Origin of the sequence: Staphylococcus sp. 2S1 (assembly GCF_046721335.1) — a bacterium.
Classification (GTDB): Bacteria; Bacillota; Bacilli; order Staphylococcales; family Staphylococcaceae; genus Staphylococcus; species Staphylococcus equorum_A.
On sequence record NZ_JBEUUJ010000003.1, the window covers coordinates 2,672,016 to 2,698,669 of the forward strand.

The window sequence follows — 26,654 nt, forward strand, 5'->3', positions numbered from 1 at the left end:
ATGCCAAACAAAACACTTTTTAAATTTGATTAAGTCTTCGATCGATTAGTATTCGTCAGCTCCACATATCGCTATGCTTCCACCTCGAACCTATTAACCTCATCATCTTTGAGGGATCTTATAACCGAAGTTGGGAAATCTCATCTTGAGGGGGGCTTCATGCTTAGATGCTTTCAGCACTTATCCCGTCCATACATAGCTACCCGCCGATGCCGTTGGCACGACAACTGGTACACCAGAGGTATGTCCATCCCGGTCCTCTCGTACTAAGGACAGCTCCTCTCAAATTTCCTGCGCCCACGACGGATAGGGACCGAACTGTCTCACGACGTTCTGAACCCGGCTCGCGTACCGCTTTAATGGGCGAACAGCCCAACCCTTGGGACCGACTACAGCCCCAGGATGCGATGAGCCGACATCGAGGTGCCAAACCTCCCCGTCGATGTGAACTCTTGGGGGAGATAAGCCTGTTATCCCCGGGGTAGCTTTTATCCGTTGAGCGATGGCCCTTCCATGCGGAACCACCGGATCACTAAGTCCGTCTTTCGACCCTGCTCGACTTGTAAGTCTCGCAGTCAAGCTTCCTTATGCCTTTACACTCTATGAATGATTTCCAACCATTCTGAGGAAACCTTTGAGCGCCTCCGTTACTCTTTAGGAGGCGACCGCCCCAGTCAAACTGTCCATCTGACACTGTCTCCCACCATGATAAATGGTGCGGGTTAGAAATCCAACACAGCAAGGGTAGTATCCCACCAACGCCTCGACGTAAGCCGGCGCTCACGTTTCAAAGGCTCCTACCTATCCTGTACAAGTTGTACCGAATTTCAATATCAGACTACAGTAAAGCTCCACGGGGTCTTTCCGTCCTGTCGCGGGTAACCCGCATCTTCACAGGTACTATGATTTCACCGAGTCTCTCGTTGAGACAGTGCCCAAATCGTTACGCCTTTCGTGCGGGTCGGAACTTACCCGACAAGGAATTTCGCTACCTTAGGACCGTTATAGTTACGGCCGCCGTTTACTGGGGCTTCGATTCGTAGCTTCGCCGAAGCTAACCACTCCTCTTAACCTTCCGAAGCACCGGGCAGGCGTCAGCCCCTATACATCACCTTACGGTTTAGCAGAGACCTGTGTTTTTGATAAACAGTCGCTTGGGCCTATTCACTGCGGCTCTCCTGGGCGTTAACCCTAAAGAGCACCCCTTCTCCCGAAGTTACGGGGTCATTTTGCCGAGTTCCTTAACGAGAGTTCGCTCGCTCACCTTAGAATTCTCATCTTGACTACCTGTGTCGGTTTGCGGTACGGGCACCAAAATTCTAGCTAGAGGCTTTTCTTGGCAGTGTGAAATCAACGACTCGAGGAAACAATTTCCTCTCCCCATCACAACTTGACCTTAAGAGTGCCGGATTTGCCTAACACTCAGTCTCATTGCTTGGACGTACAATCCAATAGTACGCTTCGCCTATCCTACTGCGTCCCCCCATCGCTTAAAACGAAATTTGGTGGTACAGGAATATCAACCTGTTATCCATCGCCTACGCCTATCGGCCTCAGCTTAGGACCCGACTAACCCAGAGCGGACGAGCCTTCCTCTGGAAACCTTAGTCAATCGGTGGACGGGATTCTCACCCGTCTTTCGCTACTCACACCGGCATTCTCACTTCTAAGCGCTCCACATGTCCTTGCGATCATGCTTCAACGCCCTTAGAACGCTCTCCTACCACTGTCCTTACGGACAATCCACAGCTTCGGTAATATGTTTAGCCCCGGTACATTTTCGGCGCAGTGTCACTCGACTAGTGAGCTATTACGCACTCTTTAAATGATGGCTGCTTCTAAGCCAACATACTAGTTGTCTGGGCAACGCCACATCCTTTTCCACTTAACATATATTTTGGGACCTTAGCCGGTGGTCTGGGCTGTTTCCCTTTCGAACACGGACCTTATCACCCGCGTTCTAACTCCTAAGATAAAATTGATTGGCATTCGGAGTTTGTCTGAATTCGGTAACCCGATAAGGGCCCCTCGTCCAAACAGTGCTCTACCTCCAATAATCATTACTTAAGGCTAGCCCTAAAGCTATTTCGGAGAGAACCAGCTATCTCCAGGTTCGATTGGAATTTCTCCGCTACCCACAACTCATCCGCTCACTTTTCAACGTAAGTCGGTTCGGCCCTCCATTCAGTGTTACCTGAACTTCAGCCTGGTCATGGGTAGATCACCTGGTTTCGGGTCTACGACCAAATACTCAACGCCCTATTCAGACTCGCTTTCGCTACGGCTCCACATTAGTCGCTTAACCTTGCATCAAATCGTAACTCGCCGGTTCATTCTACAAAAGGCACGCCATCACCCATTAACGGGCTCTGACTACTTGTAAGCACACGGTTTCAAGTTCTATTTCACTCCCCTTCCGGGGTACTTTTCACCTTTCCCTCACGGTACTGGTTCACTATCGGTCACTAGAGAGTATTTAGCCTTGGGAGATGGTCCTCCCGGATTCCGACGGAATTTCTCGTGTTCCGTCGTACTCAGGATCCACTCAAGAGTGAACAAACTTTCGACTACAGGATTATTACCTTCTTTGATTCATCTTTCCAGATGATTCGTCTAATTTGTTCTTTTGTAACTCCGTACAGAGTGTCCTACAACCCCAACAAGCAAGCTCGTTGGTTTGGGCTCTTCCCGTTTCGCTCGCCGCTACTCAGGGAATCGATTTTTCTTTCTCTTCCCGCGGGTACTAAGATGTTTCAGTTCCCCGCGTCTGCCTTCAGATATGCTATGTATTCACATATCGATAACACGACATAACTCGTGTTGGGTTTCCCCATTCGGAAATCTCTGGATCAAAGCTTACTTACAGCTCCCCAAAGCATATCGTCGTTAGTAACGTCCTTCGTAGGCTTCTAGTGCCAAGGCATCCACCGTGCGCCCTTAATAACTTAATCTTTTCGACCTTCAACACGAAAAAAATCGGTTGAAAATCTAAAATGTTATTAATCTGTGAGTGTTCTTTCGAACACTAGCGATTATTTCTATTTTTTTGAATTCAAGCTTTTTAAAACTCTAATTCACTCGGTTTTGCTTGGTAAAATCATAAATTTTACTTACATATCTAGTTTTCAATGTACAAAATAACGCAATGAATACTCGTAATGAGCATTCAAAACTGAATGCAATATGTCAATGTCATTCCTCTTCATCTTCTCAAGGAAGATGTTCCGAATATATCCTTAGAAAGGAGGTGATCCGACCGCACCTTCCGATACGGCTACCTTGTTACGACTTCACCCCAATCATTTGTCCCACCTTCGACGGCTAGCTCCATAAATGGTTACTCCACCGGCTTCGGGTGTTACAAACTCTCGTGGTGTGACGGGCGGTGTGTACAAGACCCGGGAACGTATTCACCGTAGCATGCTGATCTACGATTACTAGCGATTCCGGCTTCATGTAGTCGAGTTGCAGACTACAATCCGAACTGAGAACAACTTTATGGGATTTGCATGACCTCGCGGTTTAGCTGCCCTTTGTATTGTCCATTGTAGCACGTGTGTAGCCCAAATCATAAGGGGCATGATGATTTGACGTCATCCCCACCTTCCTCCGGTTTGTCACCGGCAGTCAACCTAGAGTGCCCAACTAAATGCCGGCAACTAAGTTTAAGGGTTGCGCTCGTTGCGGGACTTAACCCAACATCTCACGACACGAGCTGACGACAACCATGCACCACCTGTCACTTTGTCCCCCGAAGGGGAAGGCTCTATCTCTAGAGTTTTCAAAGGATGTCAAGATTTGGTAAGGTTCTTCGCGTTGCTTCGAATTAAACCACATGCTCCACCGCTTGTGCGGGTCCCCGTCAATTCCTTTGAGTTTCAACCTTGCGGTCGTACTCCCCAGGCGGAGTGCTTAATGCGTTAGCCGCAGCACTAAGGGGCGGAAACCCCCTAACACTTAGCACTCATCGTTTACGGCGTGGACTACCAGGGTATCTAATCCTGTTTGATCCCCACGCTTTCGCACATCAGCGTCAGTTACAGACCAGAAAGTCGCCTTCGCCACTGGTGTTCCTCCATATCTCTGCGCATTTCACCGCTACACATGGAATTCCACTTTCCTCTTCTGTACTCAAGTTTCCCAGTTTCCAATGACCCTCCACGGTTGAGCCGTGGGCTTTCACATCAGACTTAAGAAACCGCCTACGCGCGCTTTACGCCCAATAATTCCGGATAACGCTTGCCACCTACGTATTACCGCGGCTGCCGGCACGTAGTTAGCCGTGGCTTTCTGATTAGGTACCGTCAAGATGTGCACAGTTACTTACACATTTGTTCTTCCCTAATAACAGAGTTTTACGATCCGAAAACCTTCATCACTCACGCGGCGTTGCTCCGTCAGACTTTCGTCCATTGCGGAAGATTCCCTACTGCCGCCTCCCGTAGGAGTCTGGACCGTGTCTCAGTTCCAGTGTGGCCGATCACCCTCTCAGGTCGGCTACGTATCGTTGCCTTGGTAAGCCGTTACCTTACCAACTAGCTAATACGGCGCGGGTCCATCTATAAGTGATAGCAAAACCATCTTTTACTTTAGAACCATGCGGTTCCAAATGTTATCCGGCATTAGCTCCGGTTTCCCGAAGTTATTCCAGTCTTATAGGTAGGTTACCCACGTGTTACTCACCCGTCCGCCGCTAACTTCAAAGGAGCAAGCTCCTTATCCGTTCGCTCGACTTGCATGTATTAGGCACGCCGCCGGCGTTCATCCTGAGCCAGGATCAAACTCTCCATAAATGAATTATGATGTTTGATTAGCTCATAAAATACTAATTTGTGTGTTATCTCTAACACGTTTGAACCAACAATTTAATGTTGCGTTCGGAATTAACGTTGACATATTGCAATTCAGTTTTCAATGTTCATTAATGTTTCTATTGGAGCGGGTGATGGGAATCGAACCCACAACATCAGCTTGGAAGGCTGAGGTTTTACCATTAAACTACACCCGCATATTAATAATATGTAATATTTTTGGTGCGGCCAAGAGGATTTGAACCTCCACGGGATTTCTCCCACTAGGCCCTCAACCTAGCGCGTCTGCCGTTCCGCCACGGCCGCTCGCAAAACGGTTTGTTTGTTAAGTTAACATTATATATTGTAATATACTTTTAATGTCTTGTCAACACGTTTTTAAAGTTAATTTAATAAAGTTAATACTTACTTAACTCAATTACCTATTAATTTCGCAACGTTTATTATCGTATAATATAATCGACTCATCGTCAACAGAAAAAACAAACAAAAATGAGTAAAATGATCTAGTTATAAGTTGGATTTAACTATTGATGTTAAAATACACATTAAAAATCACCTGAATAAGTCTTTTTCACTTAAATTCTACTTATATTTTACTTCAAAATAAAAAAACGAGCTAAAATCAATCGTTTTAGCTCGCCCTTTTATAATAACTCCTATTATTGCACTATATCATGTTCAATCAATTTACCTTTACAATGTCCACACATCATTTTTTTCGTGTTTACTTTTCTTATTCTCGGAAATTGGGCACCGCATGTATTACATTTATACATATACTTCGCACGATCTTCATATTTTTCTACAGCTGAACAAAATCTTGGAGCGCCTGTTAACTTACTCAACGCTTTAAAGTCCTTATCCTTATGCTCGGTATCCCTTTCCTAGTATATGTAAATGATAATGACACAATTCATGCTTAATAATATCTTCAACTGCTTTTTCACCAAATTTAGTGTACTGCTTATCATTAACTTCAATATTATGAGATTTTAATAAGTAGCGACCGCCAGTTGTTTTTAAGCGTTTATTAAAATAAGCTTTATGTTTAAATGAACGCTTAAAGTATGATTCAGATATCGTCTCTGTTAACCTTTGGAGCGTTTCATTATCCATGTGGATCAATCATAGTTAATGATACCTTACCTTTTTTATCATCGATATCAAGTATCCAAACATCTACAATATCTCCAACACTAACAATATCCATTGGATTCTTCACAAACTTCTTAGATAGTTTTGAAACATGTACAAGCCCATCTTGTTTGACTCCAATGTCTACAAAGGCACCAAAGTCTACAACGTTTCTAACTGTACCGCTTAGCTTCATATTTTTTGATAAATCTTCGATTGATAAAACGTCTGATTTTAGAATAGGTGTTTCAAATTCATCACGCGGATCTCTATTTGGGGCAATCAACGATTTTATAATATCTTCTAATGTTGGTTGACCTATATTCAATTTTTCAGCCATTTCCTCTATACTTAAGTGATTTAATGCTGATTTTAAATTTTCTGTGCCAAGATCTTCAGCTTTCATATTGATTTCATTTAATAATTGATACGTTGCTCTGTAGCTTTCAGGGTGAATTGAAGTATTATCTAATGGTTCACTACCATCGACAATTCTTAAAAAACCGATACTTTGTTCAAATGTTTTAGCACCTAAACGCTTAACTTTTGCAATATCTTTGTTATGTTTGATTGCTCCGTTTTCTTCACGATAGTTGATTATGTTTTGTGCAATCGTTGGTGATAAACCAGAAACATATTGGAGTAGTGAGCGTGAAGCTGTATTAACATCCACACCTACTTGGTTCACTGCTGTTTCAACCACAAATGTTAACGCCGCTTCAAGTGCTTTTTGATTAACATCATGCTGATATTGACCTACACCTATTGATTTAGGATCGATTTTAACAAGTTCACTCAATGGATCTTGCACTCTTCTACCAATTGAAACTGCACTACGTTCTTCAACTTGGAAATCCGGGAATTCTGTTCTAGCGACTTCTGATGCAGAATATACTGATGCGCCCGCTTCATTCACAATAATAAATTGCACCTTCAAATGATGTTCTTGGATCATAGATGCTACAAATTGTTCAGTTTCACGACTAGCTGTCCCATTGCCTATTGCGATAAGTTCTACGTCATAATCTTTAACAAATTTAACGAATATTTTTTCAGCATCTGCTTTTTTATTAATTGGAGGGTGCGGATACATCACGCCTTTTGCAACAAATGTACCGAACGGGTTAATAACTGCAAGTTTGCACCCTGTTCTAAATGCTGGATCCACCCCAAGTATTTGTTTACCTTTCATTGGTGGTTGTAACAATAAATTTCTTAAATTTTCACTAAAGACATCGATAGCATGGTTTTCAGCTTTTTCTGTTAAGTCCCCTCTTATTTCTCTTTCGATAGAAGGCATTATTAATCTTTTCAAACTATCTTTAATGGCATCTTCAATTATATAATTACCTTCATGATTTGTAGTTATTTCATTTTTGCGAATGAAGTTTTCAATGCCTTGTGTATCCATTTCTAATTTTACTGATAATACTTTTTCTTTTTCTCCACGGTTCACAGCTAAGACTCTATGATTAGCAATTTTTTTCACTGGTTCGCTGTAATCATAATACATAGAAAATGTTTCTTTTTCGTCTTCAGCATTCTTTTTCTTTTGTGTAATGATATTGCCATGTTGAAATGTATCTTTAAGAATTTTAGTTCTATATTTAGGCGCATCCGAAACTAATTCTGCAATAATATCTTGCGCACCTTTTACAGCGACTTCAATAGTTTCTACTTCTTCGTTTAAAAATTGTTGCGCTTTATTTTCGATTGTTGTGTCTAAGTTAGATTGTTTCAGCCATTTTGCAAATGGTTCTAAGCCTTTTCTCTTAGCTTCCGTAGCTCTCGTTTTCTTTTTTTGTTTGAATGGTCTATATAAATCTTCAACACGTTGGAGTTTTGTTTGTTTTAAAATATCACTTTTTAAGTCTGCTGTTAATAAACCTTGTTCTTCTACATTATGTATAACTTCTTCTTTTCTTTTTTGAAGGTTAACCATATATTGATATTCATCATCTATTTGTTTAATTTCTACTTCATCTAATCCACCTGTTTGCTCTTTTCTATAGCGAGCTATAAAAGGTACCGTGTTTTTATCCTCTAGGAGTGATAACACTGAATTAATTTGTTTTGTTGTGAAATTGTATTTCTCTCTTATAGATTGTATTAGATTACTATCCATAGAATCCTCCGCTCATTTATTTCTCTTTTTATTTTACTTTCTTTAACATTTTAACATATTTAATAGTAACCACTGTTCAAAACGTCATGCTTTATTAAAGTGATAGCAACTCGTATATAAATTAAAATAAGACAGCTCCCTAATTTATAGGAACGTCGCCTTATATTTTATTCAATCATTGATTAGCGGCTTCTTGCAATTTCTTGATTGCTGTTCTTTGCAATCTTGAAACATGCATTTGGCTTAAACCAATTCTTTCTCCAGTTTCTTTTTGGCTTAAACCTTCAATAAATGTACATTGAATAATTTGTCTTTCTCTTTCATTTAATATTGGTAAAATTCTTTCCAATATCATACGTTTTTCAGTTAAATCATAATTGTCATCTTGCTGACCCATAATATCTAATAAAGTAACTGTAGAACCATCTTTGTCTGCTTCAATCGAATGGTCAACACTTAATGCGTTATAACTTTGACCCATTTCCATTGCTTCTAACACATCTTCTTCATTTACTTCAAGTCGATCCGCTATTTCTGCAATAGAAGGAGAACGTTCTAACTCATTTGTTAATTCATCAGTTACTTTTTTAATACGAGGTCCAATCTCTTTGATTCTTCTTGGTACATGGACGCTCCATGTTTTATCACGTAAATAACGCTTAATCTCACCAATGACCGTTGGTACTAAAAAGGCTTCAAACTTTCTATCAAAGGATAAGTCAAATCGGTTTATTGCACCAATCAAACCAACCATACCAACCTGAACGAGGTCTTCATGATGAGATTGACCTTTTGAATATTTATATGCCAATGATTCGATTAACTTTCTATAATGTCTTACGAGTTTATCTTGAGCATCTTTGTTTTCGTCATTTTGATGCTTGCGTTATCCATTGGTTAATTTGTTCAGGTGATACATCATTAACTGATTTCGACTCTTTCGCCATTATTTCGCACCTGCTCTTTTTTAATATACTTTATCATACTGATTGTTACGCCTGATTGTTTATCGACTGTAACTTCATCCATTAAAGATTCAATTAAAAACAGACCAAGACCGCCTTCTCTTAGGAAATCTATGTTTTCGTTTTCTTTATATGGCCCTAATTGTGCTTTTGTCTCTTCATAATCAAAACTTTCACCTTGATCTGAAATTACAATCTTGATTTTATCATCGAAAATTTCAAAGCATAGATTAATCATACCCACATCTTCTGGGTTGTCTTTATATGCATGTTTTACTGCATTCGTTACTGCTTCGCTCACTGCAATCTTCGCATCTTCTATGTCGTCATATGAAGCGCCCGCACGTGAAAAAACGCCTGACAGTGTTAAACGTATTAAACTCACGTATTCTGCAGATGCTGGTAAACGCATTTCTATATAATCTTGTTTAAGTTGCATGTTATTCGACCTCCGTTCCTTCATTAACATGCATCAAATCTTTTAATCCTGTTATATCAAATAGTCGACTTATTCGATCTGAAACACCTAATATATATAATTCTTTATCATGTTGGTTTAACGCTTTTAGTGTACCAACAAATACGCCTAATCCCGTTGAATCCATGTAACTCACGTTTTCTAAATTTACATGTAAATCATGAGTTCCTTCTTGTCTCATCGGCACTAAAACTTCTTCTAGTTCTGGAACAGTATAAACGTCTAGTTCTCCGCCAACTTTAACCTCGTAATGAGTATCATGTGTTACCGTTTCGATATTAAGATTCATAACATTACACTCCTAATTATAGTCTCATAATAACTTCCATACCCTTAAATCAAATAACTTAACCTTAACTATGATAAAACTAATTAACTCTTTTTATAATTAGAATCGTTAAATCATCTCTCTTGTCAGGGTTTTGTATTTTCAAAATCGCTTCATATAAAAGTTGAACGATATCTTGTGGATGCATGTGCTTATACTTGTGAATCATCGTTAAAAGATGGTTTTTATCTAAGAAATCGCCCGCTTCATTTCTAACTTCTGTGACTCCATCTGTAAATATAATAACTAGGTCATCTAAAAATACTGGGATTTCTTGTTGCTTATATCTCGTTTGCTCGCTGACACCTAACACTCTACCTCTAACGCTGATTTCTTCAAATTCTTCAGTTTCTGCTCTATATACATATCCTGGTTCGTGCCCGAGCAGAGCTACAATATAATAAATGATTTAACTCTTCATATAGTCCATAAAACATCGTTACAAACATATTCTGATTGACGTTTTTCTCTACTACTCGGTTGAGGCGCTTTAAGCCATCACTCGGAAGTTGAGAATGACCATAAGAGTCCATGCCAAATTTTATCATACTCATTGCAAGTGCAGTTGGTATACCTTTACCTATAACGTCTGCCACTGCGAAACTCATCGTGCCATCTTTATGGTCTATTAAGTTAAAATAGTCACCACTTACTTTTTGCGCCGCTACTGATATAACACCGATTTGTATGCTATCAAATTGAGGAATATCCGTTTTAAGCATTGTTTGCCGCAAACGAGAGGCTAAATCAATCTCTTTATCGTGATATTGTAGACGATTTACTAATTGTTGATAATCTCTATAACTATACCCAAACCCTCTGACTACTTCTTTAAGCACATTAAAAGTTTCTAAAATTTGAGTTTCATTTAAATTTAGCACTCTGACATAATCTCTATGAACTTCAACTATATCTTCTGGTAATAAATCTCTTTTTATCACTTCATCTGTAAAGCTTTCACACTTTTTCATAAAATCAGTAGCATCTATAGTGTGCAAACTTTCGTCAATTAGCGCTTTATATTGATTTTTGAATTCTTCCATGTAGTAATTCCTCCTAAAAATACAAATATAAACCGCATACATCGGTTATAACATGTTTAAATGTACTATGTATGTAAGTAAAAATATCTTTTATAATGAACGCGCTTATTCAAATTTTTTACGTGTTTGTATGTGTTACTTGCTATAAATGATAAACTCGCTCCAAATACCTAAAAAAGCTTTAGGATAACCTAAAGCTTTTCAACTTAAAACATCCCACTCAAAGGTATTAAACCACAAAACTAAAATCCTTAATTTTCCAATAACAATAATATTGCTAATTAAGTGGTAATTACATGTTATAGGGAATCGATATATAATTCACTATTTTATTAACTGTTTTTTAAACCTTTGAAAATCAGGATTTACTATTTCTAACATTATGTAATCCTAAGCTTATATCAATAGCAACATTAACTTCTTTCATTTTACTTTCAGAAAGGTATGTTAATTTTTCTTTCAGCCTATTTTTATCTAAAGTTCTAATCTGCTCAAGCAGTATTACAGAATCTTTATCAAGCTTATACTTACTTTTTTCTATTTCTACATGTGTAGGTATTTTAGCTTTATTAATCCTACCAGTAATTGCGACTACAATTACGGTAGGACTATATTTATTTCCAGTATCATTCTGTATGATAACGACAGGTCTTATTCCCCCTTGTTCAGACCCTTGAACTGGTGATAAATCAGCTAAATAAACGTCTCCTCTTCTCATCATTCATTGTTATTCTTAGAGCTGAGGTAAACTTCATTGCAATCACAAGCTTCACATTCAAATGGAAATGCTTCTGCCGCAAGGGAGAGATTTAAATCGGCCATTTGAGAATAGCCTTCTTTTAATAGTTGTTCAATACTATGGTTTCTGCTTTGATTAAAACTTGCCATGAATAAAGACCTCCATGTTACTAAAATAGAATATATTGAGATTCGTTGTTAGACTCATAATAACAAATTTTACATTAAGTGACTATACTATTTTAGTAATTCATTGCGAATTTCTAGGTCTTGCGTCCCATGATAAATTCGAGGAAGCCTTCTATTTAGTCTACACAATACTTCATAATTAATAGTCTGTTGCTGTCGCCCCATAGCTTCTGCTGATTGTGGACTGTCACTATGGTGATCCATTAAAATGACTTTATCACCTGCATTAACTTCTTCAGGAATTTTAATTATTGTTTGATCCATACATACTTTTCCAATTACTTCGCATTGGTGTCCATTCACGTTTACACTAAATCCTGTCATCATTCTCGGATAACCATCTGCATAACCTACTGGGATAATTCCGATTTTTGTAGGTTCTTTCGCTGTATATATACTTCCATAGCTCACAGATTCTCCAGTTTGTAATACTTTAGTTTGCACGACTTCACTAATCCATTGTGCACTTGGTTTTAAGTGTACCTTCACATTTGATTTAACGTACTCTGAAGGATAATAACCATATAATGATATGCCTATTCTGACTGTATTACAAAACTGACTGTCTTTCATCAATGCACCTGCAGAATTTTGAGAATGTATGTAATTAGGCTTTTCTACCTGTTCAACAATTTCTTCAAAATATGCTTGTTGTTTATTCATCGAATCACCCGGCTCATCAGCACATGCAAAATGTGTAAACACGCCCTCAAAAACTAAATGCTCATGTGATTGAATTAATTCAATGACTTCTTTGTACTCATCTACATTTTTTATTCCTAACCTGCCCATGCCAGTATCTAATTTAGCATGAAGCCATAAATCTTTTTTATTATCAGTTGGAATTTCTTCAATAGCTTCAGCGAGCCATGCTTTAGATGGCACCGTAATTGCTACACGATGTTGAATTGCTTTGTTTATGTTATATGTTGGAATAACTCCAAGTACAAGTATTTTTGCATTGATTCCATGCATACGAAGTTCAATTGCTTCATCCAGTGTTGCAACTGCGAAAAACTCAGCTCCATTTTCCATTAATTGACGTGCTATTTTAATGCTACCAAGACCATAACCATTCGCCTTAACTACCGGCATAACTGTTTTATTTGGGTGTAATGTTTGAAATACTTGAAAATTTGAAACAATAGCATTTAAATCTACATTCAAGTACGTCGATCTATAATACTTATCAGACATTAAGTATGTACCTCCTATTTCAATAAATAGCTTTCGCTAGTTTTCTACAATAAATCAATTTTATAACAATGATGATAGGATAACCAAATTAAACATACTGGAATATAGAAAAAATTCAATAAATTAAACTTCTAAAATAACTTGGCTCATAGCATAATGTTCCGTATGTGTAATACTTACATGCACTTTAAAGCCTTCATAGGTAATACAAGGCTTACCATTTTCATCGTTAAAACAGTCAATATCATTAAATGCTACTGTTTTACCTAGACCCGTACCTAGTGCTTTACTAAAAGCCTCTTTACAAGCAAATCTACCCGCAAGAAATTCCATTTTACGTTGTTCATTTTTGAAACAATTAAACTTTTGTAGTTCATTGATAGTTAATATACGTTCTAGCAATTTATCTTGTCTGCTATAAAGTTTTTTTATTCTTGTTATCTCTATTAAATCTACACCTATACCGTGTATCATAAGTCTCCCCCAATCATATAAAGCCTGTAATTTATTTTAAATCACTATTATCTTTAGAATACTCAATATCTGAAGCTTCATTTTCTGTTACTTCAATTGTTTTATTAACATTCTTTATTTTGTACTTTAATGTAGCCGCTATATCTTTGTCGATAAGTTTAATCTCAGTATTTCCACCTGCTGTCGACAACGTTAAACTTGCTAATTTATATTTGCGCATTAAAATACCTTCGTGTGTATCGACATTTTGAATTCTGAATAACGGAATTTTGATTACTGAAACAAACCACAAACCATTTCTTACAATGATTTCATTTTCATCTAGTTTGTATCTAAAGATTTGATATTGGTACATTGGAATTAAAATAGCACCCAGCAGACAATTGAATTACGATAATAATCACACCAATAATTAAGACCCATATCATCGTATTGGAATTAAGCCATTCCAACCACATTGTATTAACAATATATATCGTTGCTAAAATTAATACAAATATCGTCGTCATGATATATGCCGAGAGGCGCATGACTGTTTTTCCAGATCTATCCATATAATTATATTCATTCATGATGCTCACCTCTCAAATACCAATTTTGAAGTGTTTCAACTTCTTTGTAATTATTAAATTTCAAACCCACAGCTTCATTTCCCGCAGCTTTTGCAATGATAAAATTAAAATGACCTAAATCACTATTAATTAAAAATGGATTTCGTTTAATTTCCATACCTAGTATTTTTCCATGCTTGAAATACGTGTTTTTGAATCCAAATGTAGTTACATTACGTACTACAAGTTCATCATTTCGTACTTTTAATCCAGATGATTTAATAACTATAAGGCTATGGATAATTAGCAGTAAAATAATAACTGTCGCGATAACAAATGACCATGGTGACCAGAAATGATTAACGATAGTTGCAATCACTAGCAATATGACTGTTTCTTGCCAAAAATACCTATGGAAACCTCTCCAAGGCATGCCCTGTTCCGCATTTTCAAACGCCATACTAGGAATAAGTGATTTAATGATTTCGAATGCTTTTTTACGTTTAATAAAAGGTAAGATCATAACATTTCCATCTAATGAAATATCGTCTTTATCATTACCATTCATATCGCTCGTAATCACAAAATGTATAGACGTAAAACCGAATAGTTTTCTTAAGAAAGATTGTTTTTCGACTACAGCTTGGACTCTATCAGTTGGCACTGTGATGCTTTTAACATTAAATAAACCATATCGGATATTTAATTGATTATCATTTTGTGTCACAGTGTAATTATAGTTTTTTATAATTACAATCAATGTACCCAATATATAACTTGCGACAACAATAGTCGCAACCATTATTAACACAATCACAAAAATTGCTTGAGAAATCCGCGCAAATTCACCAGTGATCCATTCCCATGGTATTACTTCTGAAAAGGCACCAATTATCGGTGAAATTGCTCGCAAACGCCACGCCTATCGCCCCACTCGTTAATGCCATAAACAATAATTCTTTAAAATTAAGTTTATATAAGCGCACAGGTTGCGATTGTTGCTTCGAAATATCTTCATTGTCCTCTTGTTCAGGAATTCTAGTTAAATCCAGTTCTTCATTTTGACTAGTTAATTCTTGCTGTTTTGCTTTAATTGTAAGTTGTATTAATTCACTTTGTTTTTTAGAAACAGTGTCCAAATCAATACCATCACTCGGTGTTTTGATTTGTAATTTCACGCCACCTACGATTTGATTTATAATGCCTTGTGATGTATCTAATGTTTGTATACGACGTATGTTAAGTTCTTTTCTTTCTTTAGTAAAGATACCAGTTGCTAAAATAAAATGATCATTTTCAATCCAATATGTCGTGTTATAAACTTTTAATACTTGTGCTACAAATGAAAATAAAAAGAAGGCAAAAACGATAGCCGGGAATATGTATGAAGTTATATTTGTAAAATCAAAATCCTGAATATTAAAGACTAAAAAAATAATAATCAAAAAGATATTTTGCTTTATAGCTTCAATAACACCCGTTAAATAAGAAATAGGATGTAATTTTTGAGGATTATACATCAAAATCAGCTCCTCTCAAGTAGTTGAGAGTTAGTAATTCAAATGATTTCGCATCATCTGTATACATCAGCGGAAAACTAACCCTGTGACCAGACAGTAATTAATGTAGTTTTAGAAAGTCTCATTTTTTTTAAAATTGGGTTGTTCTGTCTTTCAATAAGCTGTGTGCGTTCTAATTTCACTATCTTTTTAGATTTAAAGAAGAAATCGTATTTTACTTCTATATAATTTTCTTTAATTCTATAAAATGTATATTTAAACTTAATCCAGGGTCTGATCAATAAACGCACAAAGTTAAACGCTATAAAAGCAACGATTAAATATATAATGAAATGCCACCAATTAAAGTGACTCCATAAAAATATTAAAATAACCGAAACGATCAAACTAACAATAAATTCCAGTCCTTCGATTATGTAGTAATACTTCATAGCTTGTTTAGGACTTCTGTTAAATAGTTGGTCGTTAGTCATATACACACTCCTTAATTAAGATTTCAATTTATTATAACATAGCTTTTATAGTCATTTCATTATCCATTTAAAACGTATAAATAACTATTCTTGTTTTAAATATATTGCGCTTAATATTTATTGTTCATCATAGCTTTTATGACGCTTTTCTTAAAAAATGCAAAAAAAATCATCCCACGTAAGTGGAATGATTAAACCTAAATTTCATATATGATAAATTATTTTTTATTTTTGGTGGTCGGCGAACGTGCGACCTTTCATTGATTTCTTGTTGTTATTGTTTCTGTCAGAAGATTTTTCGTTCTTCTTATTATTGTTGAATCCGCCTTTTGAACGACGATTTTTATTATCAAATTTGTTGCCACGTTTATTGTTGCCTTGACCGCCACGTTTTGGTCCGCGACCTTGACGACCGCCTTTACCACGAGATAATGGTTTTTCAAATGTTAATTGAACATCAACTTCGTCATTTGATTCAACCAATTCTTGTAATAATGAAGCAACTAAATCAACATCACTATATTCTTCAATTAATTCTGAAGCAATACGTTGTAATCTTGGTTCATTTTCTCTAGACATCCACTTTTCAACTTTACCTTTAATATCGTTTTCACGTGCTTTAAGCACTTCTTTACGATGAGGTGGTCTCATTGCAGTCATTTGTCTCTTATTTGCTTGTTCAATTTGACGGATATAATCCATTTCAATTGGGTTCACAAATGTGATTGCTACACCTTTTTTACCAAGCACGACCAGTACGGCCGATTCTGTGTGTATAGCTTTCAGTATCTTGAGGAATATCAAAGTTATAAACATGGCTTACGTTTGAAATATCTAGTCCTCGTGTCGCAACATCTGTCGCAACTAAGATATCTAATTGATCATTTTTGAATTTCTTCAATACTTCCAAACGTTTCGCTTGAGTAATGTCACCATGTAAACCTTCAGCTTTGTAACCTTTAGAGATTAACGCGCTTGTTAATTCATCTACACGACGTTTTGTACGGCCGAATACAATAGCTAATTCTGGTTGGTGTACATCTAATAGATTCGTAAATGTATCGAATTTTTCTAATTCTTTTACGATTGTATAGTATTCTTCGATTTGTGGATTAGACATTTCATTATTCATTGTTTTAACAATTACTGGTGTTTTCATGAATTGTTGAACTAATGTTTGAATAGCTTTTGGCATTGTAGCTGAAAATAGCATTGTTTGACGTTGTGAAGCTGGAATTTTATCCATGATAAATTTCATATCATCGATGAAGCCCATGTTCATCATTTCATCCGCTTCATCTAATATAAGCGTATGGATGTCATTAGTTTTTAATGTACGACGGTTAAGGTGATCAATCACTCGACCTGGCGTACCTACAACGATTTGCGGTCCTTTTTTAAGCGATTTGATTTGACGGTCGATCGGCATACCACCAAATACAGTAACAACTTGTACGTTTAGACCTTTAGCAAATTCTCTGATTGATTCAGCTACTTGCATAGCTAATTCTCTTGTTGGTGCAAGGATTAATGATTGTACGCCTTCTTGGCCTGTCACTTTTTCAACTAGTGGAATACCAAACGCGCCAGTTTTACCTGTACCTGTTTGCGCTTGACCAAGAACGTCTTTGCCTTCTAAGGCAAGAGGGATACTCTCTTTTTGTATAGGAGTGGCGTCATCGAACCCCATTGATGCTAGGGTTTCTGCCATCTTATCTGAGAGCCCTAATTCTTTAAATTTTTGCAATATAATTCTCCTTTATTTATCTGTATTTATATACATATATGTTCACTTAAGTTTATTCAACTTCTTAATAGTACCACCTCAAGTATATAATCGCAATAAACCAAATTTGATTAAATGCAATAACTTTACTAGTTTTAAAATCTTTTAAAACAGCAAAAATACCGAAATATATAGGTTGTAAGCGTTTAACTTTCTTTCATAAACTTACTTTATACTCTCTTAAAAAAATTTATTAATTTATTTATTCTGTTAATTGTCAGAATATTTTACTTGTAAGATATGGCTTATTCACCCCTTATTTAACTTAAATTTTAAATCTTCTTTAACTGAACAATGCATTGGTATCGTTGTTAAGCTTAACTCTAAGTTCTTTTTGAAACATCGTTTTTTCAACAAGAGTATATGAGTTACATTTATAATTGTTGTCTTATATAAGTTTTCCCGTTTTAGCAAAATAAAAACGAGCAGTTAGATTTCTAATCGAATTCTAACTGCTCGTTTTTGGTTAATGTTTAAATTAAAGCTTCGACAACCTCTTCTAATTTCATTCCTCTAGAACCTTTGACTAAAATTTTATCATCAGGTTGAACATAAGCTTGTAAAGTTGTTATCAAAGCCTGCTTATCGTCGTAATGCTCTGCATACGTTACATAAGCTTTGGCCGCGTTACTAATATATTTTGAGGCTTGACCAAAAGTAAATAATGCATCGATATTTTTATCTTCTAAATATCGACCTACATTTTCATGCATCATCTGACTATCAGGACCTAACTCTAACACATCTCCAAGTACGATGATTTTTCTCCCTTTCATAGCTGAAAGGGTATCAATCAGTCGCTTTCATACTTGTAGGGCTCGCGTTATATGCATCATTAATGACTAATCTATTGTCACTGGTATAATGTTGTTCCATTCTCATACCAGTAAGTTCTACTTTACGTAAGTTGTTAAATATTGTGTCATAACTTAAGCCTAATCTTTTACCAACAGCAATTGCGATTGTTGCGTTCTTCATATTATGTTCACCTAATATTGGTAATTCGAATCTCTCTTCTCCGTTAATATTAAATGCGATACCTGCGTTTTCAATATCTTCAATCTGACAAACGAGTGTGTTGTCTTTGTCTTTACCAATACTTACTATATCTGCATCTTCTATTTTCGCAACGTGAGATTCTAATAATGGTTCATCACCATCATAAATAAAGACACCATTCTTTCTTAATCCTATTGTAATTTCAGCTTTAGCTTGGGCAATACCCTCTCTAGAACCTAAATCTTGCATATGTGATTCACCAATGTTAGTAATTACCGCTATATTAGGTTCCGCTAATTTTGACAATAGCTCAATTTCATTAAAACCTGACATCCCCATTTCTAAAATTGAAATCTCAGTATCTTGATCTAATTCTAATATTGTTAATGGTAACCCAATTTCGTTGTTATAATTGCCTTGTGTTTTTTTAACTTTAAACTGTGGCTTTAAAACACTTTCAATCATGTCTTTGGTCGTGGTCTTACCATTTGAACCTGTCACTGCAATGACTTGTGGCCCAACAAATTCTAAATAAGCTTTAGCTAATTGTTGTAATGCTTTGAGTGTGTGCTCTACCCATATCACTGGACCGTTTATATTTTCATCTAATGTTACGTCTTTTTGATGAAATACTGCACCTGCGCCATCCTTCAATGCTTGTGCGACGTATTTGTGTCCATCTACATTTTCACCTTTAAATGGGATGAATAAATTTTGATTGTTGATTACACGTGAATCAATAGAAACACCTTTAATCGTATGATCTAAATATTCATTATCAATGTCACATGGAATCCAGTCTTGGATTTGTTCTAAAGTTACTTCAATCATTATTCATTCGCCTCAGTCAATTTTGTATTTATTTTGTTTCTTATCTTCATGTTTTTCTTTCGCTAATTCAATTAATCTTTCAATTAATTCCGCATATGTTACGCCCATATTTTCCCAAAGTCTTGGGTACATACTATAAGCAGTAAAGCCTGGCATTGCATTTGTTTCATTAATAAAAATTTGATTGTCTTCAGTGACAAAGAAATCAGCTCGTAACAAACCAGAACAATCTGTTGCTTTAAATGCTTCGACAGCCATATTTCTTAATGTTGTTTGCACTTCTTCATCTAAATCAGCAGGAATATCTAATTTTATTTTTCCATCTTTATACTTCGCTTTATAATCATAGAATGCTACATCTTTAATCACTTCACCTGGCGCAGTCGTTTCAGGATAATCATTACCAAGTACAGCTACTTCTATTTCTCTCGCATCAATACCTTGTTCAATTACTAATTTACGATCAAATTGGAATGCTTCTTCAATACCAACTTTCAATTCTTCTTCGTTATTACATTTACTAATACCAACACTAGAACCTAAGTTTGCTGGTTTTACAAATACTGGATATTCTAACTTGTCATGTACAAGTTTCAAAATGTTATTTTCATATTTATGATATTCACTTCTTAAAAAGCTCACATAAGGTAGTTGAGGCAATCCTCTATGCGCGAATAATTGTTTCATAACAAGTTTATCCATCGAGCTTGAGGCAGCTAAAACACCGTTTCCTACATATGGTATATCTAATACTTCAAATAAACCTTGAATTGTACCATCTTCACCATTCGGTCCATGTAATACTGGGAAAACTGCACTATAGGCGTTCCCTGTGCTACCAATACTAAGTAGTTGAGAGATTTCACCTGCGACAACATCTGTTAAACGTAAAGTGTCTATTTCATTTATAGTGTCTACGATATTTTCTTTCTTTTTCCAGTCACCTTCATTTGTTATGTAAATGATGTCTATTTGATATTGATCTTTATCAATCGCGTTCAAGACATTTTGTGCTGTTAATATTGAAACATCGTGTTCCGCACTTTTTCCTCCGTATACGATACATACATTTTCTTTAGCCATACTTTAGCCTCCATATACAATTCTTAAACTACATCATATCACGATTCAATATTTTTTTGCATTTGTTTAGTAGTATAAAAACTTTTTATTTTTCAATTTAGTATATGGCACTTTACAATGGATTAAAAGTAATAACTTTAACTTATCAATATACGGTTATCTTATTATAATTTTTCAATTTAGCACCCTACTTCTAGCAATATACATAAAAGTTCGGTAAAATCTATATATATTACAAAGTTAAAGAAAACTAAGCTTTTCAAAGGAGTAAGAAATGAGTACTTCACGTCAATTAAAAAACAACCATTGGATACGGCGGGTCGACTGGACTTTAGTAGGCTTCCTCGTATTGTTAGCAATTATTAGTGTAACAATAATCAATTCAGCTATGGGTGGTGGCCAATATAGCGCCAACTTTAGCATTAGACAAATTCTGTATTATGTCTTTGGTGGATTCATAGCATTTTTAATCATGTTAATTTCACCTAAGAAACTAATGAAATATACATATTTATTGTACTTTCTTCTTTGTGCGACCTTATTTATATTAATCATTATTCCAGAAACACCGTTCACACCTATTATAAATGGTGCGAAAAGTTGGTATAAACTAGGTCCAATCAGTGTACAGCCTTCAGAATTTATGAAAATAGTGTTGATATTGGCGCTTGCTAAACTAATTTCAAAGCATAATCAATTCACTTTCAATAAATCATTGGAGACAGATTTTAAATTACTACTGAAAATTTTTGGTATTTCTGTTATCCCTATGGGGCTAATTCTACTACAAAATGACTTAGGTACAACGCTTGTTATATGTGCCATTATTGTTGGTGTAATTATAGTAAGTGGTATCACATGGAAAATAATTGCACCATTGTTTATTGCAGTATTCGTCTTAGCTTCAAGTATCATCTTATCTATTATTTTCAAGCCCTCGCTTATTGAGAATAGTTTGGGCATTAAGACCTATCAACTCGGACGTATTAGTTCATGGCTAGATCCTTATACTTATAGCAGTGGCGACGGCTATCATTTAACAGAATCACTTAAAGCCATTGGATCTGGTCAACTGTTTGGTAAAGGCTTCAATCAAGGTGAAGTATATATACCTGAGAATCATACTGATTTCATTTTCTCTGTTATTGGAGAAGAGTTTGGCTTCATTGGCTCAGTCGTTTTAATTCTAGTGTTCTTAGGATTTATGTTCCACTTAGTTAGACTTGCGACTAAAATAGAATTACCATTCAGCAAGTTATTTATTATTGGTTACACGGCACTTATTCTATTCCACGTATTACAAAATATAGGTATGACAATACAGTTATTACCTATTACTGGTATTCCATTACCATTTATAAGTTACGGTGGTAGTTCCTTATGGAGTTTAATGTGTGGTGTTGGTGTGTTATTATCCATTTCTTATCATCAACCGAAACAGTACTCACCTGACATTCAAAAAACAAAATAAAGAATGATTACATTTTAATTTCTACTTCCAACAAAAAGAACTGTTACAATCATCTCAATGATCATAACAGTTCTTTTTTTATACCAATTATTTAATAAAACAGCTTTTCTGTATAACAAAAAACGACTAGAACACACTGCTCCAATCGCTTAGTTGGGTAACTTTACTATTTCAATTCGTTAGCGGCTTTCACAGTTGTCGGCAAAGTCTGCATAACTTCTAATCTTGATTTTGTTTTCTTTATGTTTACCCCTAATGATGATAATAGTTTAACTACATTTTGAATCTTTTCGTTATCTTTACTCATATCATCACCCCTAAATTACTTGCTTCTACTATATCTTACCCTATTTAATTACTAAATACTACATTATATTCAAAATTTTTTTATTATAATCAAATATTTAGTCAATTTTATTGTATAATTACATCGTAAAAATAGTTTTTCTTTGTAAAATAAGTTTTTAAAAATAACAAACACCACTTAAAGTGAAACTATAATCTGTTTTCAGCATTTCAGTTTAATATAAAATTTCATATCCTAAATCATAAACTTCTTTTTCTAGATTATTTAAACTTGCGGGGGTTTCAAAATCAATGAAAATTTTGCCATTATTGCTCTTGATTTCGATATTAACTTGGTCTACACCGTGTAATTGCATAAGCCGCTGTTTGATATGTTTTTGCTGTGTTTCATTTTCTATACCAGAAATATAAATCACTTTTGTTTCCACTACGTTCACCTTGCCTAATCCTTCATTAATTTCTGAAATGTAACCAATAGTTCTTCCATAGCTTCCTCTTGTTGTCCTTGCTCTACTTTATCCATAATACAACTTTTCATATGATGGTCTAGTAATTTAGTAGCAACACTATTTAAAGCAGAACGAGTAGCTCTAATTTGTGTGAGTACGTCATCACAATAAACATCTTCATCTACCATGCGATTAATCGCTCTCACTTGGCCTTCTATACGATTTAATCTTGATTTTAAATTAGATTTAATTTGTTCTGAGTGATGCGCTTTTTGTATTTCCGCCATATATTACACGCCTCCTAATAATTTCAATTATATGTTATACCCCTATGCGGTATTAGTCAAATGATAAAACCTTATATTCATGTTACAATAATTAAGACTTTTATAGTACTTTAAATAACTGAAACGCATTTTGGAGGTTTAATATGATAGATATATTTTCTTTAACGTTTAACAATACAAACGTTATTCTTAACATCATTTTTCTTGGCGCATTTATATTAAACCTTATCTTTGCCTTCACAATTATTTTTATGGAACGACGTTCGGCGGGCGCCGTGTGGGCGTGGCTGTTAGTGTTAGTTTTCATACCTATATTAGGCTTTATCATCTATCTATTGTTTGGGCGACAAATTCAGCGCAACCGTATCTTCACTTTAGATGAAGAAGATAAAATAGGTATTGAAATGATTGTTAATGAACAATTAGAAGCCTTAAAGAACGATGAATTTTCAAAAGGTAATCATCAAATTGTTAAATTTAAAGATATGGTTCAAATGTTGTTATACAATAATGTTGCCTTTTTAACAACAGACAATGATATTGATATCTTTACAGACGGTAAAGAAAAGTTTGATGCACTTATTAAAGATATAAATGAGGCAAAAGATTATATCCATATCCAATACTATATCTTTAGAAATGATGACTTAGGTAAACGAATTTTAACAGCGCTCGAGCAAAAACTTGAACAAGGGTTAGAAGTGAAGATGCTTTATGATGACATGGGCTCGCGTAGTTTATCACTTAAAGATTTTAAATCATTTCGAAAAAAAGGTGGCAAAGTTGAAGCCTTTTTTCCTTCTAAATTGCCATTAATCAATTTAAGAATGAACAATCGAAATCACCGAAAGTTAGTAATCATTGATGGACATATTGGCTACATCGGCGGTTTTAATGTTGGTGATGAATATTTAGGATTAAAGAAAAAATTTGGTTACTGGAGAGATACACATTTGCGCATCGTTGGCGATGCTGTTAACGCACTTCAATTACGTTTTATGCTCGATTGGAACGTTCAATCAACACGTGATAATTTGAAATATGCTGAACGTTATTTTCCTGATGTGGATTCTGGAGGTACAATAGGTGTCCAAATCGCATCTAGTGGGCCAGATGAAGAGTGGGAACAAATCAAATATGGTTATTTGAAAATGATTACTTCTGCTAAACAATCTATTCATATTCAATCTCCTTATTTTATTCCAGATCAATCATTCTTAGACGCGATAAAAATCGCGGCTTTAGGTGGCGTCGAGGTGAATATCATGATTCCTAATAAACCTGACCATCCGTTTGTATATTGGGCTACCTATAATAACGTAGCATCACTTTTAGATGCGAGTGCGAATATTTTCCATTATGATAATGGATTTTTACATTCAAAAATACTGCTTATCGATGACGAAGTTGCAAGTGTGGGTACTACAAACATGGATCACCGAAGCTTTACTTTAAACTTTGAAATTAATGCTTTTATTTATGACACTTTCATAACGAAAGAACTTAAAGCCACTTTTGAAAAAGATTTAGCCTTATCCTATCGACTAACAAAAGAGCGTTATGAGCAGAGAAGTTTGTGGATTAAATTTAAAGAAGGCATTGCAAGACTCTTATCACCTATTTTATAATAATTTAACTCTGTCCAAAGTAATCGATTAACATCAATATTGCTTTGGGCTTTCTTTATTATAAAGTGAATAATCATATTAAATCACTAGCTTAAATAACTTTATTTCTATGAAAAGAGGCGTTTAAATGAATCCACAAGAGATAGTCAATTCAGCGCAGATATATATGGAAGCATTTCATAAAGATGATGCAACTGGCCACGATGTCGCTCACGTATTGCGTGTCGTTAAAATGGCAAAATACATTGCGCAACAAGAGCAAGTTGGAAATTTATTAACCATTCAACTAGCTAGTTTATTACATGATACGATTGACGCAAAACTAACTGATGCCGACCAAGCAAAACCTAAATTAACACAATTTCTGACTCAACTTCAGTCGCCAATACAACAGCAAGAAGCTATTCTACATATTATTGAACATATGAGTTATAAAAATGGAGAAAATAATGATATTTCATTATCAATAGAAGGCCAAATTGTACGTGATGCTGATCGCCTCGATGCTATTGGTGCAATTGGCATTGCTCGTACTTTCCAATTTGCTGGCCATTTCGGAGAACCCATGTGGATAGAAGGAGAATACAATGATACTTTGTCTAACAAAGAAATCGATAGTAATACTGTTCCGAGCATCAGCTATTAAACACTTTTATGAAAAACTGTTTAAACTTAAAGCATTAATGCATACACCAACCGCTAAACAGCTTGCACAACAAAGACATGAGTATATGGAAGTATTTGTAACTCAATTTTTTAATGAATGGTATTTCAAATAATACAAAAAAGGCGTCGTAGTTATACTACGACGCCTTTTTATTACAAATTTGTTTAAAATTCAAACAATTTATTTTTTCTTATTTTTCTTAGAAACAACTTGTGTGTTTTTACCTTTACTTGTCGCTTCAGCTTTGTTTTTCTCCATTGCTTCAATCATAGGTGCAACTTCTTTTTTAGCAAGTTTAGAATAATGCATATTCGCTACTTGTGTTTGTACAATCAAGAATGCGGCACTGACTGACCAATATAGACCTAATGCTGATGCAGAACTTAATGAAATCCACACAATCATAATTGGTGAAATAATCATCATCATATAACCCATTTGACGCTGTTCGTTTGGCATACTCTTACTTGAAACATAAGCTTGTAAGAAGTATAAGACACCTGCTATAATCGTAATCCAAATATCTGGTTGAGCTAAGTTAAACCATAAGAAATCTGGGTGTTCAGTGAAACCACCACTTGAAGGATATTTCAATACGAAGAAAAGACCCATGATGATTGGCATTTGAAGCAAGATTGGTAAACAACCTAACATGCTCTTCATCGGATTCATATCATATTTCTTGTAAACTTCCATCATTTCTTGGTTAGCTGCCATTTTTTCTTCTTGCGTACGTGAACGCTTAACCTTTTCTTGAATTGCATCAATATCCGGTTTAGCAACTTTCATTTTTTCACGCATCATGTGACTGTTTTTATAATTCGATAACATGAATGGTAATAATATGATACGCATCGCCAATACAATGACAATAATTGCTAGTCCATAGTCGTTATTAAAACTAGTTCCTAACCAATGTATAAGACTGTCCATTGGATTTACGAACGTATTATAGAAAAACCCATCTCTATTTTCAGGTTTAGAATAGTCACAACCTGCTAAAAAGACCATTACACCTAATAATAAAGGGAGTAGCGCTTTCTTCTTCATTTTTCCACCTCTAATGATTTATTCACATAGAATTTATTTTATCATACTCATAGGGAAGTAGAAAACAA

17 protein-coding genes, 2 tRNA genes, 2 rRNA genes and 7 pseudogenes are annotated in these 26,654 nt (G+C 35.4%); 3 read left to right on the forward strand and 25 right to left on the reverse strand.

Annotated elements, in window-relative coordinates:
• Positions 1 to 25: 25 nt before the first annotated feature.
• The 21 genes and pseudogenes from ABLV90_RS13990 to ABLV90_RS14090 all read right to left on the reverse strand — a co-directional run bounded on the left by ABLV90_RS13990 (position 26) and on the right by ABLV90_RS14090 (position 20,728).
• Positions 26 to 2,951: ribosomal RNA gene (locus tag ABLV90_RS13990) — 23S ribosomal RNA — on the reverse strand.
• 289 nt (positions 2,952 to 3,240) lie between these two features.
• A 16S ribosomal RNA gene (locus ABLV90_RS13995) occupies positions 3,241 to 4,793 on the reverse strand.
• The 16S and 23S rRNA genes sit together here with 2 tRNA genes alongside, the layout of an rRNA operon.
• A 141-nt stretch (positions 4,794 to 4,934) precedes the next feature.
• A tRNA-Gly gene (locus ABLV90_RS14000) sits at positions 4,935 to 5,008 on the reverse strand.
• Positions 5,009 to 5,031: 23 nt separating this feature from the next.
• A tRNA-Leu gene (locus ABLV90_RS14005) sits at positions 5,032 to 5,117 on the reverse strand.
• A 356-nt stretch (positions 5,118 to 5,473) separates the two neighbouring features.
• Positions 5,474 to 5,930: pseudogene (locus ABLV90_RS14010) on the reverse strand (SprT family protein).
• Positions 5,923 to 8,073, reverse strand: a complete 2,151-nt coding sequence (locus ABLV90_RS14015; protein ID WP_460872794.1) for a Tex family protein — start codon at positions 8,071 to 8,073, stop codon at positions 5,923 to 5,925. Before ABLV90_RS14015 ends, ABLV90_RS14010 begins: the two are co-directional and overlap by 8 nt.
• Before the next feature lie 175 nt (positions 8,074 to 8,248).
• Positions 8,249 to 9,020: pseudogene (gene sigB, locus ABLV90_RS14020) on the reverse strand (RNA polymerase sigma factor SigB).
• Entirely contained in the window at positions 8,995 to 9,477 is a 483-nt protein-coding gene (rsbW, locus tag ABLV90_RS14025; protein WP_046466108.1) for an anti-sigma B factor RsbW, read from the reverse strand. The pseudogene sigB and the gene rsbW overlap by 26 nt, the downstream one beginning before the upstream one ends.
• Before the next feature lies 1 nt (position 9,478).
• Positions 9,479 to 9,805 (reverse strand): anti-sigma factor antagonist, encoded by a 327-nt coding sequence (locus ABLV90_RS14030; protein ID WP_002511417.1) that lies wholly within the window; start codon positions 9,803 to 9,805, stop codon positions 9,479 to 9,481.
• Positions 9,806 to 9,884: 79 nt separating this feature from the next.
• A pseudogene (locus ABLV90_RS14035) lies at positions 9,885 to 10,887 on the reverse strand (SpoIIE family protein phosphatase).
• Positions 10,888 to 11,245: 358 nt separating this feature from the next.
• Positions 11,246 to 11,608, reverse strand: coding sequence for a type II toxin-antitoxin system PemK/MazF family toxin (locus ABLV90_RS14040; RefSeq protein ID WP_460872795.1), 363 nt, complete (start codon positions 11,606 to 11,608; stop codon positions 11,246 to 11,248).
• Positions 11,605 to 11,775, reverse strand: coding sequence for a type II toxin-antitoxin system antitoxin MazE (gene mazE, locus ABLV90_RS14045; RefSeq protein ID WP_002507108.1), 171 nt, complete (start codon positions 11,773 to 11,775; stop codon positions 11,605 to 11,607). Before mazE ends, ABLV90_RS14040 begins: the two co-directional genes overlap by 4 nt.
• Before the next feature lie 87 nt (positions 11,776 to 11,862).
• Positions 11,863 to 13,011, reverse strand: coding sequence for an alanine racemase (gene alr, locus ABLV90_RS14050; protein ID WP_427706869.1), 1,149 nt, complete (start codon positions 13,009 to 13,011; stop codon positions 11,863 to 11,865).
• A 123-nt stretch (positions 13,012 to 13,134) separates the two neighbouring features.
• The gene (gene acpS, locus ABLV90_RS14055) at positions 13,135 to 13,485 is read right to left on the reverse strand and encodes a holo-ACP synthase (protein ID WP_069817700.1); all 351 of its coding nucleotides are present in this window, start codon (positions 13,483 to 13,485) and stop codon (positions 13,135 to 13,137) included.
• Between the two features lie 31 nt (positions 13,486 to 13,516).
• Entirely contained in the window at positions 13,517 to 13,840 is a 324-nt protein-coding gene (locus ABLV90_RS14060) for a PH domain-containing protein (protein ID WP_460872796.1), read from the reverse strand.
• Positions 13,818 to 14,057 carry a hypothetical protein gene (locus tag ABLV90_RS14065; protein WP_460872797.1) on the reverse strand — a complete coding sequence of 80 codons (240 nt, stop codon included), beginning with the start codon at positions 14,055 to 14,057 and terminating at the stop codon, positions 13,818 to 13,820. The genes ABLV90_RS14060 and ABLV90_RS14065 overlap by 23 nt, the downstream gene beginning before the upstream one ends.
• Positions 14,050 to 15,556, reverse strand: a pseudogene (locus tag ABLV90_RS14070) (PH domain-containing protein). Before ABLV90_RS14070 ends, ABLV90_RS14065 begins: the two are co-directional and overlap by 8 nt.
• 77 nt (positions 15,557 to 15,633) lie before the next feature.
• On the reverse strand, positions 15,634 to 16,029 hold the full coding sequence (locus ABLV90_RS14075; protein ID WP_460872798.1) for a PH domain-containing protein: 396 nt from the start codon (positions 16,027 to 16,029) through the stop codon (positions 15,634 to 15,636).
• Positions 16,030 to 16,254: 225 nt separating this feature from the next.
• Positions 16,255 to 17,776, reverse strand: a pseudogene (gene cshA / locus ABLV90_RS14080) (degradosome RNA helicase CshA).
• Between the two features lie 512 nt (positions 17,777 to 18,288).
• Positions 18,289 to 19,645 (reverse strand): annotated as a pseudogene (locus ABLV90_RS14085) (UDP-N-acetylmuramoyl-tripeptide--D-alanyl-D-alanine ligase).
• A 12-nt stretch (positions 19,646 to 19,657) separates the two neighbouring features.
• Positions 19,658 to 20,728, reverse strand: coding sequence for a D-alanine--D-alanine ligase (locus ABLV90_RS14090; RefSeq protein ID WP_460872799.1), 1,071 nt, complete (start codon positions 20,726 to 20,728; stop codon positions 19,658 to 19,660).
• Positions 20,729 to 21,002: 274 nt separating this feature from the next.
• Between ABLV90_RS14090 and ABLV90_RS14095 the strand changes: the two genes are divergently transcribed.
• The gene (locus ABLV90_RS14095) at positions 21,003 to 22,199 is read left to right on the forward strand and encodes an FtsW/RodA/SpoVE family cell cycle protein (protein ID WP_460872800.1); all 1,197 of its coding nucleotides are present in this window, start codon (positions 21,003 to 21,005) and stop codon (positions 22,197 to 22,199) included.
• A 166-nt stretch (positions 22,200 to 22,365) separates the two neighbouring features.
• On the opposite strand, the gene ABLV90_RS14100 is transcribed toward ABLV90_RS14095, so the two are convergent.
• From ABLV90_RS14100 to csoR, 3 genes are all read right to left on the reverse strand, one after another.
• Positions 22,366 to 22,506, reverse strand: coding sequence for an Lmo0850 family protein (locus ABLV90_RS14100; RefSeq protein WP_002507098.1), 141 nt, complete (start codon positions 22,504 to 22,506; stop codon positions 22,366 to 22,368).
• 214 nt (positions 22,507 to 22,720) lie between these two features.
• The gene (csoZ, locus tag ABLV90_RS14105; RefSeq protein WP_427706861.1) at positions 22,721 to 22,942 is read right to left on the reverse strand and encodes a putative copper chaperone CsoZ; all 222 of its coding nucleotides are present in this window, start codon (positions 22,940 to 22,942) and stop codon (positions 22,721 to 22,723) included.
• 5 nt (positions 22,943 to 22,947) lie between these two features.
• Positions 22,948 to 23,241 carry a copper-sensing transcriptional repressor CsoR gene (csoR, locus tag ABLV90_RS14110; RefSeq protein WP_069817693.1) on the reverse strand — a complete coding sequence of 98 codons (294 nt, stop codon included), beginning with the start codon at positions 23,239 to 23,241 and terminating at the stop codon, positions 22,948 to 22,950.
• A gap of 143 nt (positions 23,242 to 23,384) precedes the next feature.
• On the opposite strand from csoR, the gene cls reads away from it, so the two are divergent.
• Complete coding sequence (gene cls, locus ABLV90_RS14115) at positions 23,385 to 24,869, forward strand: cardiolipin synthase (RefSeq protein ID WP_460872801.1); 1,485 nt, start codon at positions 23,385 to 23,387, stop codon at positions 24,867 to 24,869.
• Positions 24,870 to 24,996: 127 nt separating this feature from the next.
• Positions 24,997 to 25,648: pseudogene (locus ABLV90_RS14120) on the forward strand (HD domain-containing protein).
• A gap of 68 nt (positions 25,649 to 25,716) precedes the next feature.
• On the opposite strand, the gene yidC reads toward ABLV90_RS14120, so the two are convergent.
• Positions 25,717 to 26,586, reverse strand: coding sequence for a membrane protein insertase YidC (gene yidC, locus ABLV90_RS14125; protein ID WP_460872802.1), 870 nt, complete (start codon positions 26,584 to 26,586; stop codon positions 25,717 to 25,719).
• Between the last annotated feature and the right edge of the window lie 68 nt (positions 26,587 to 26,654).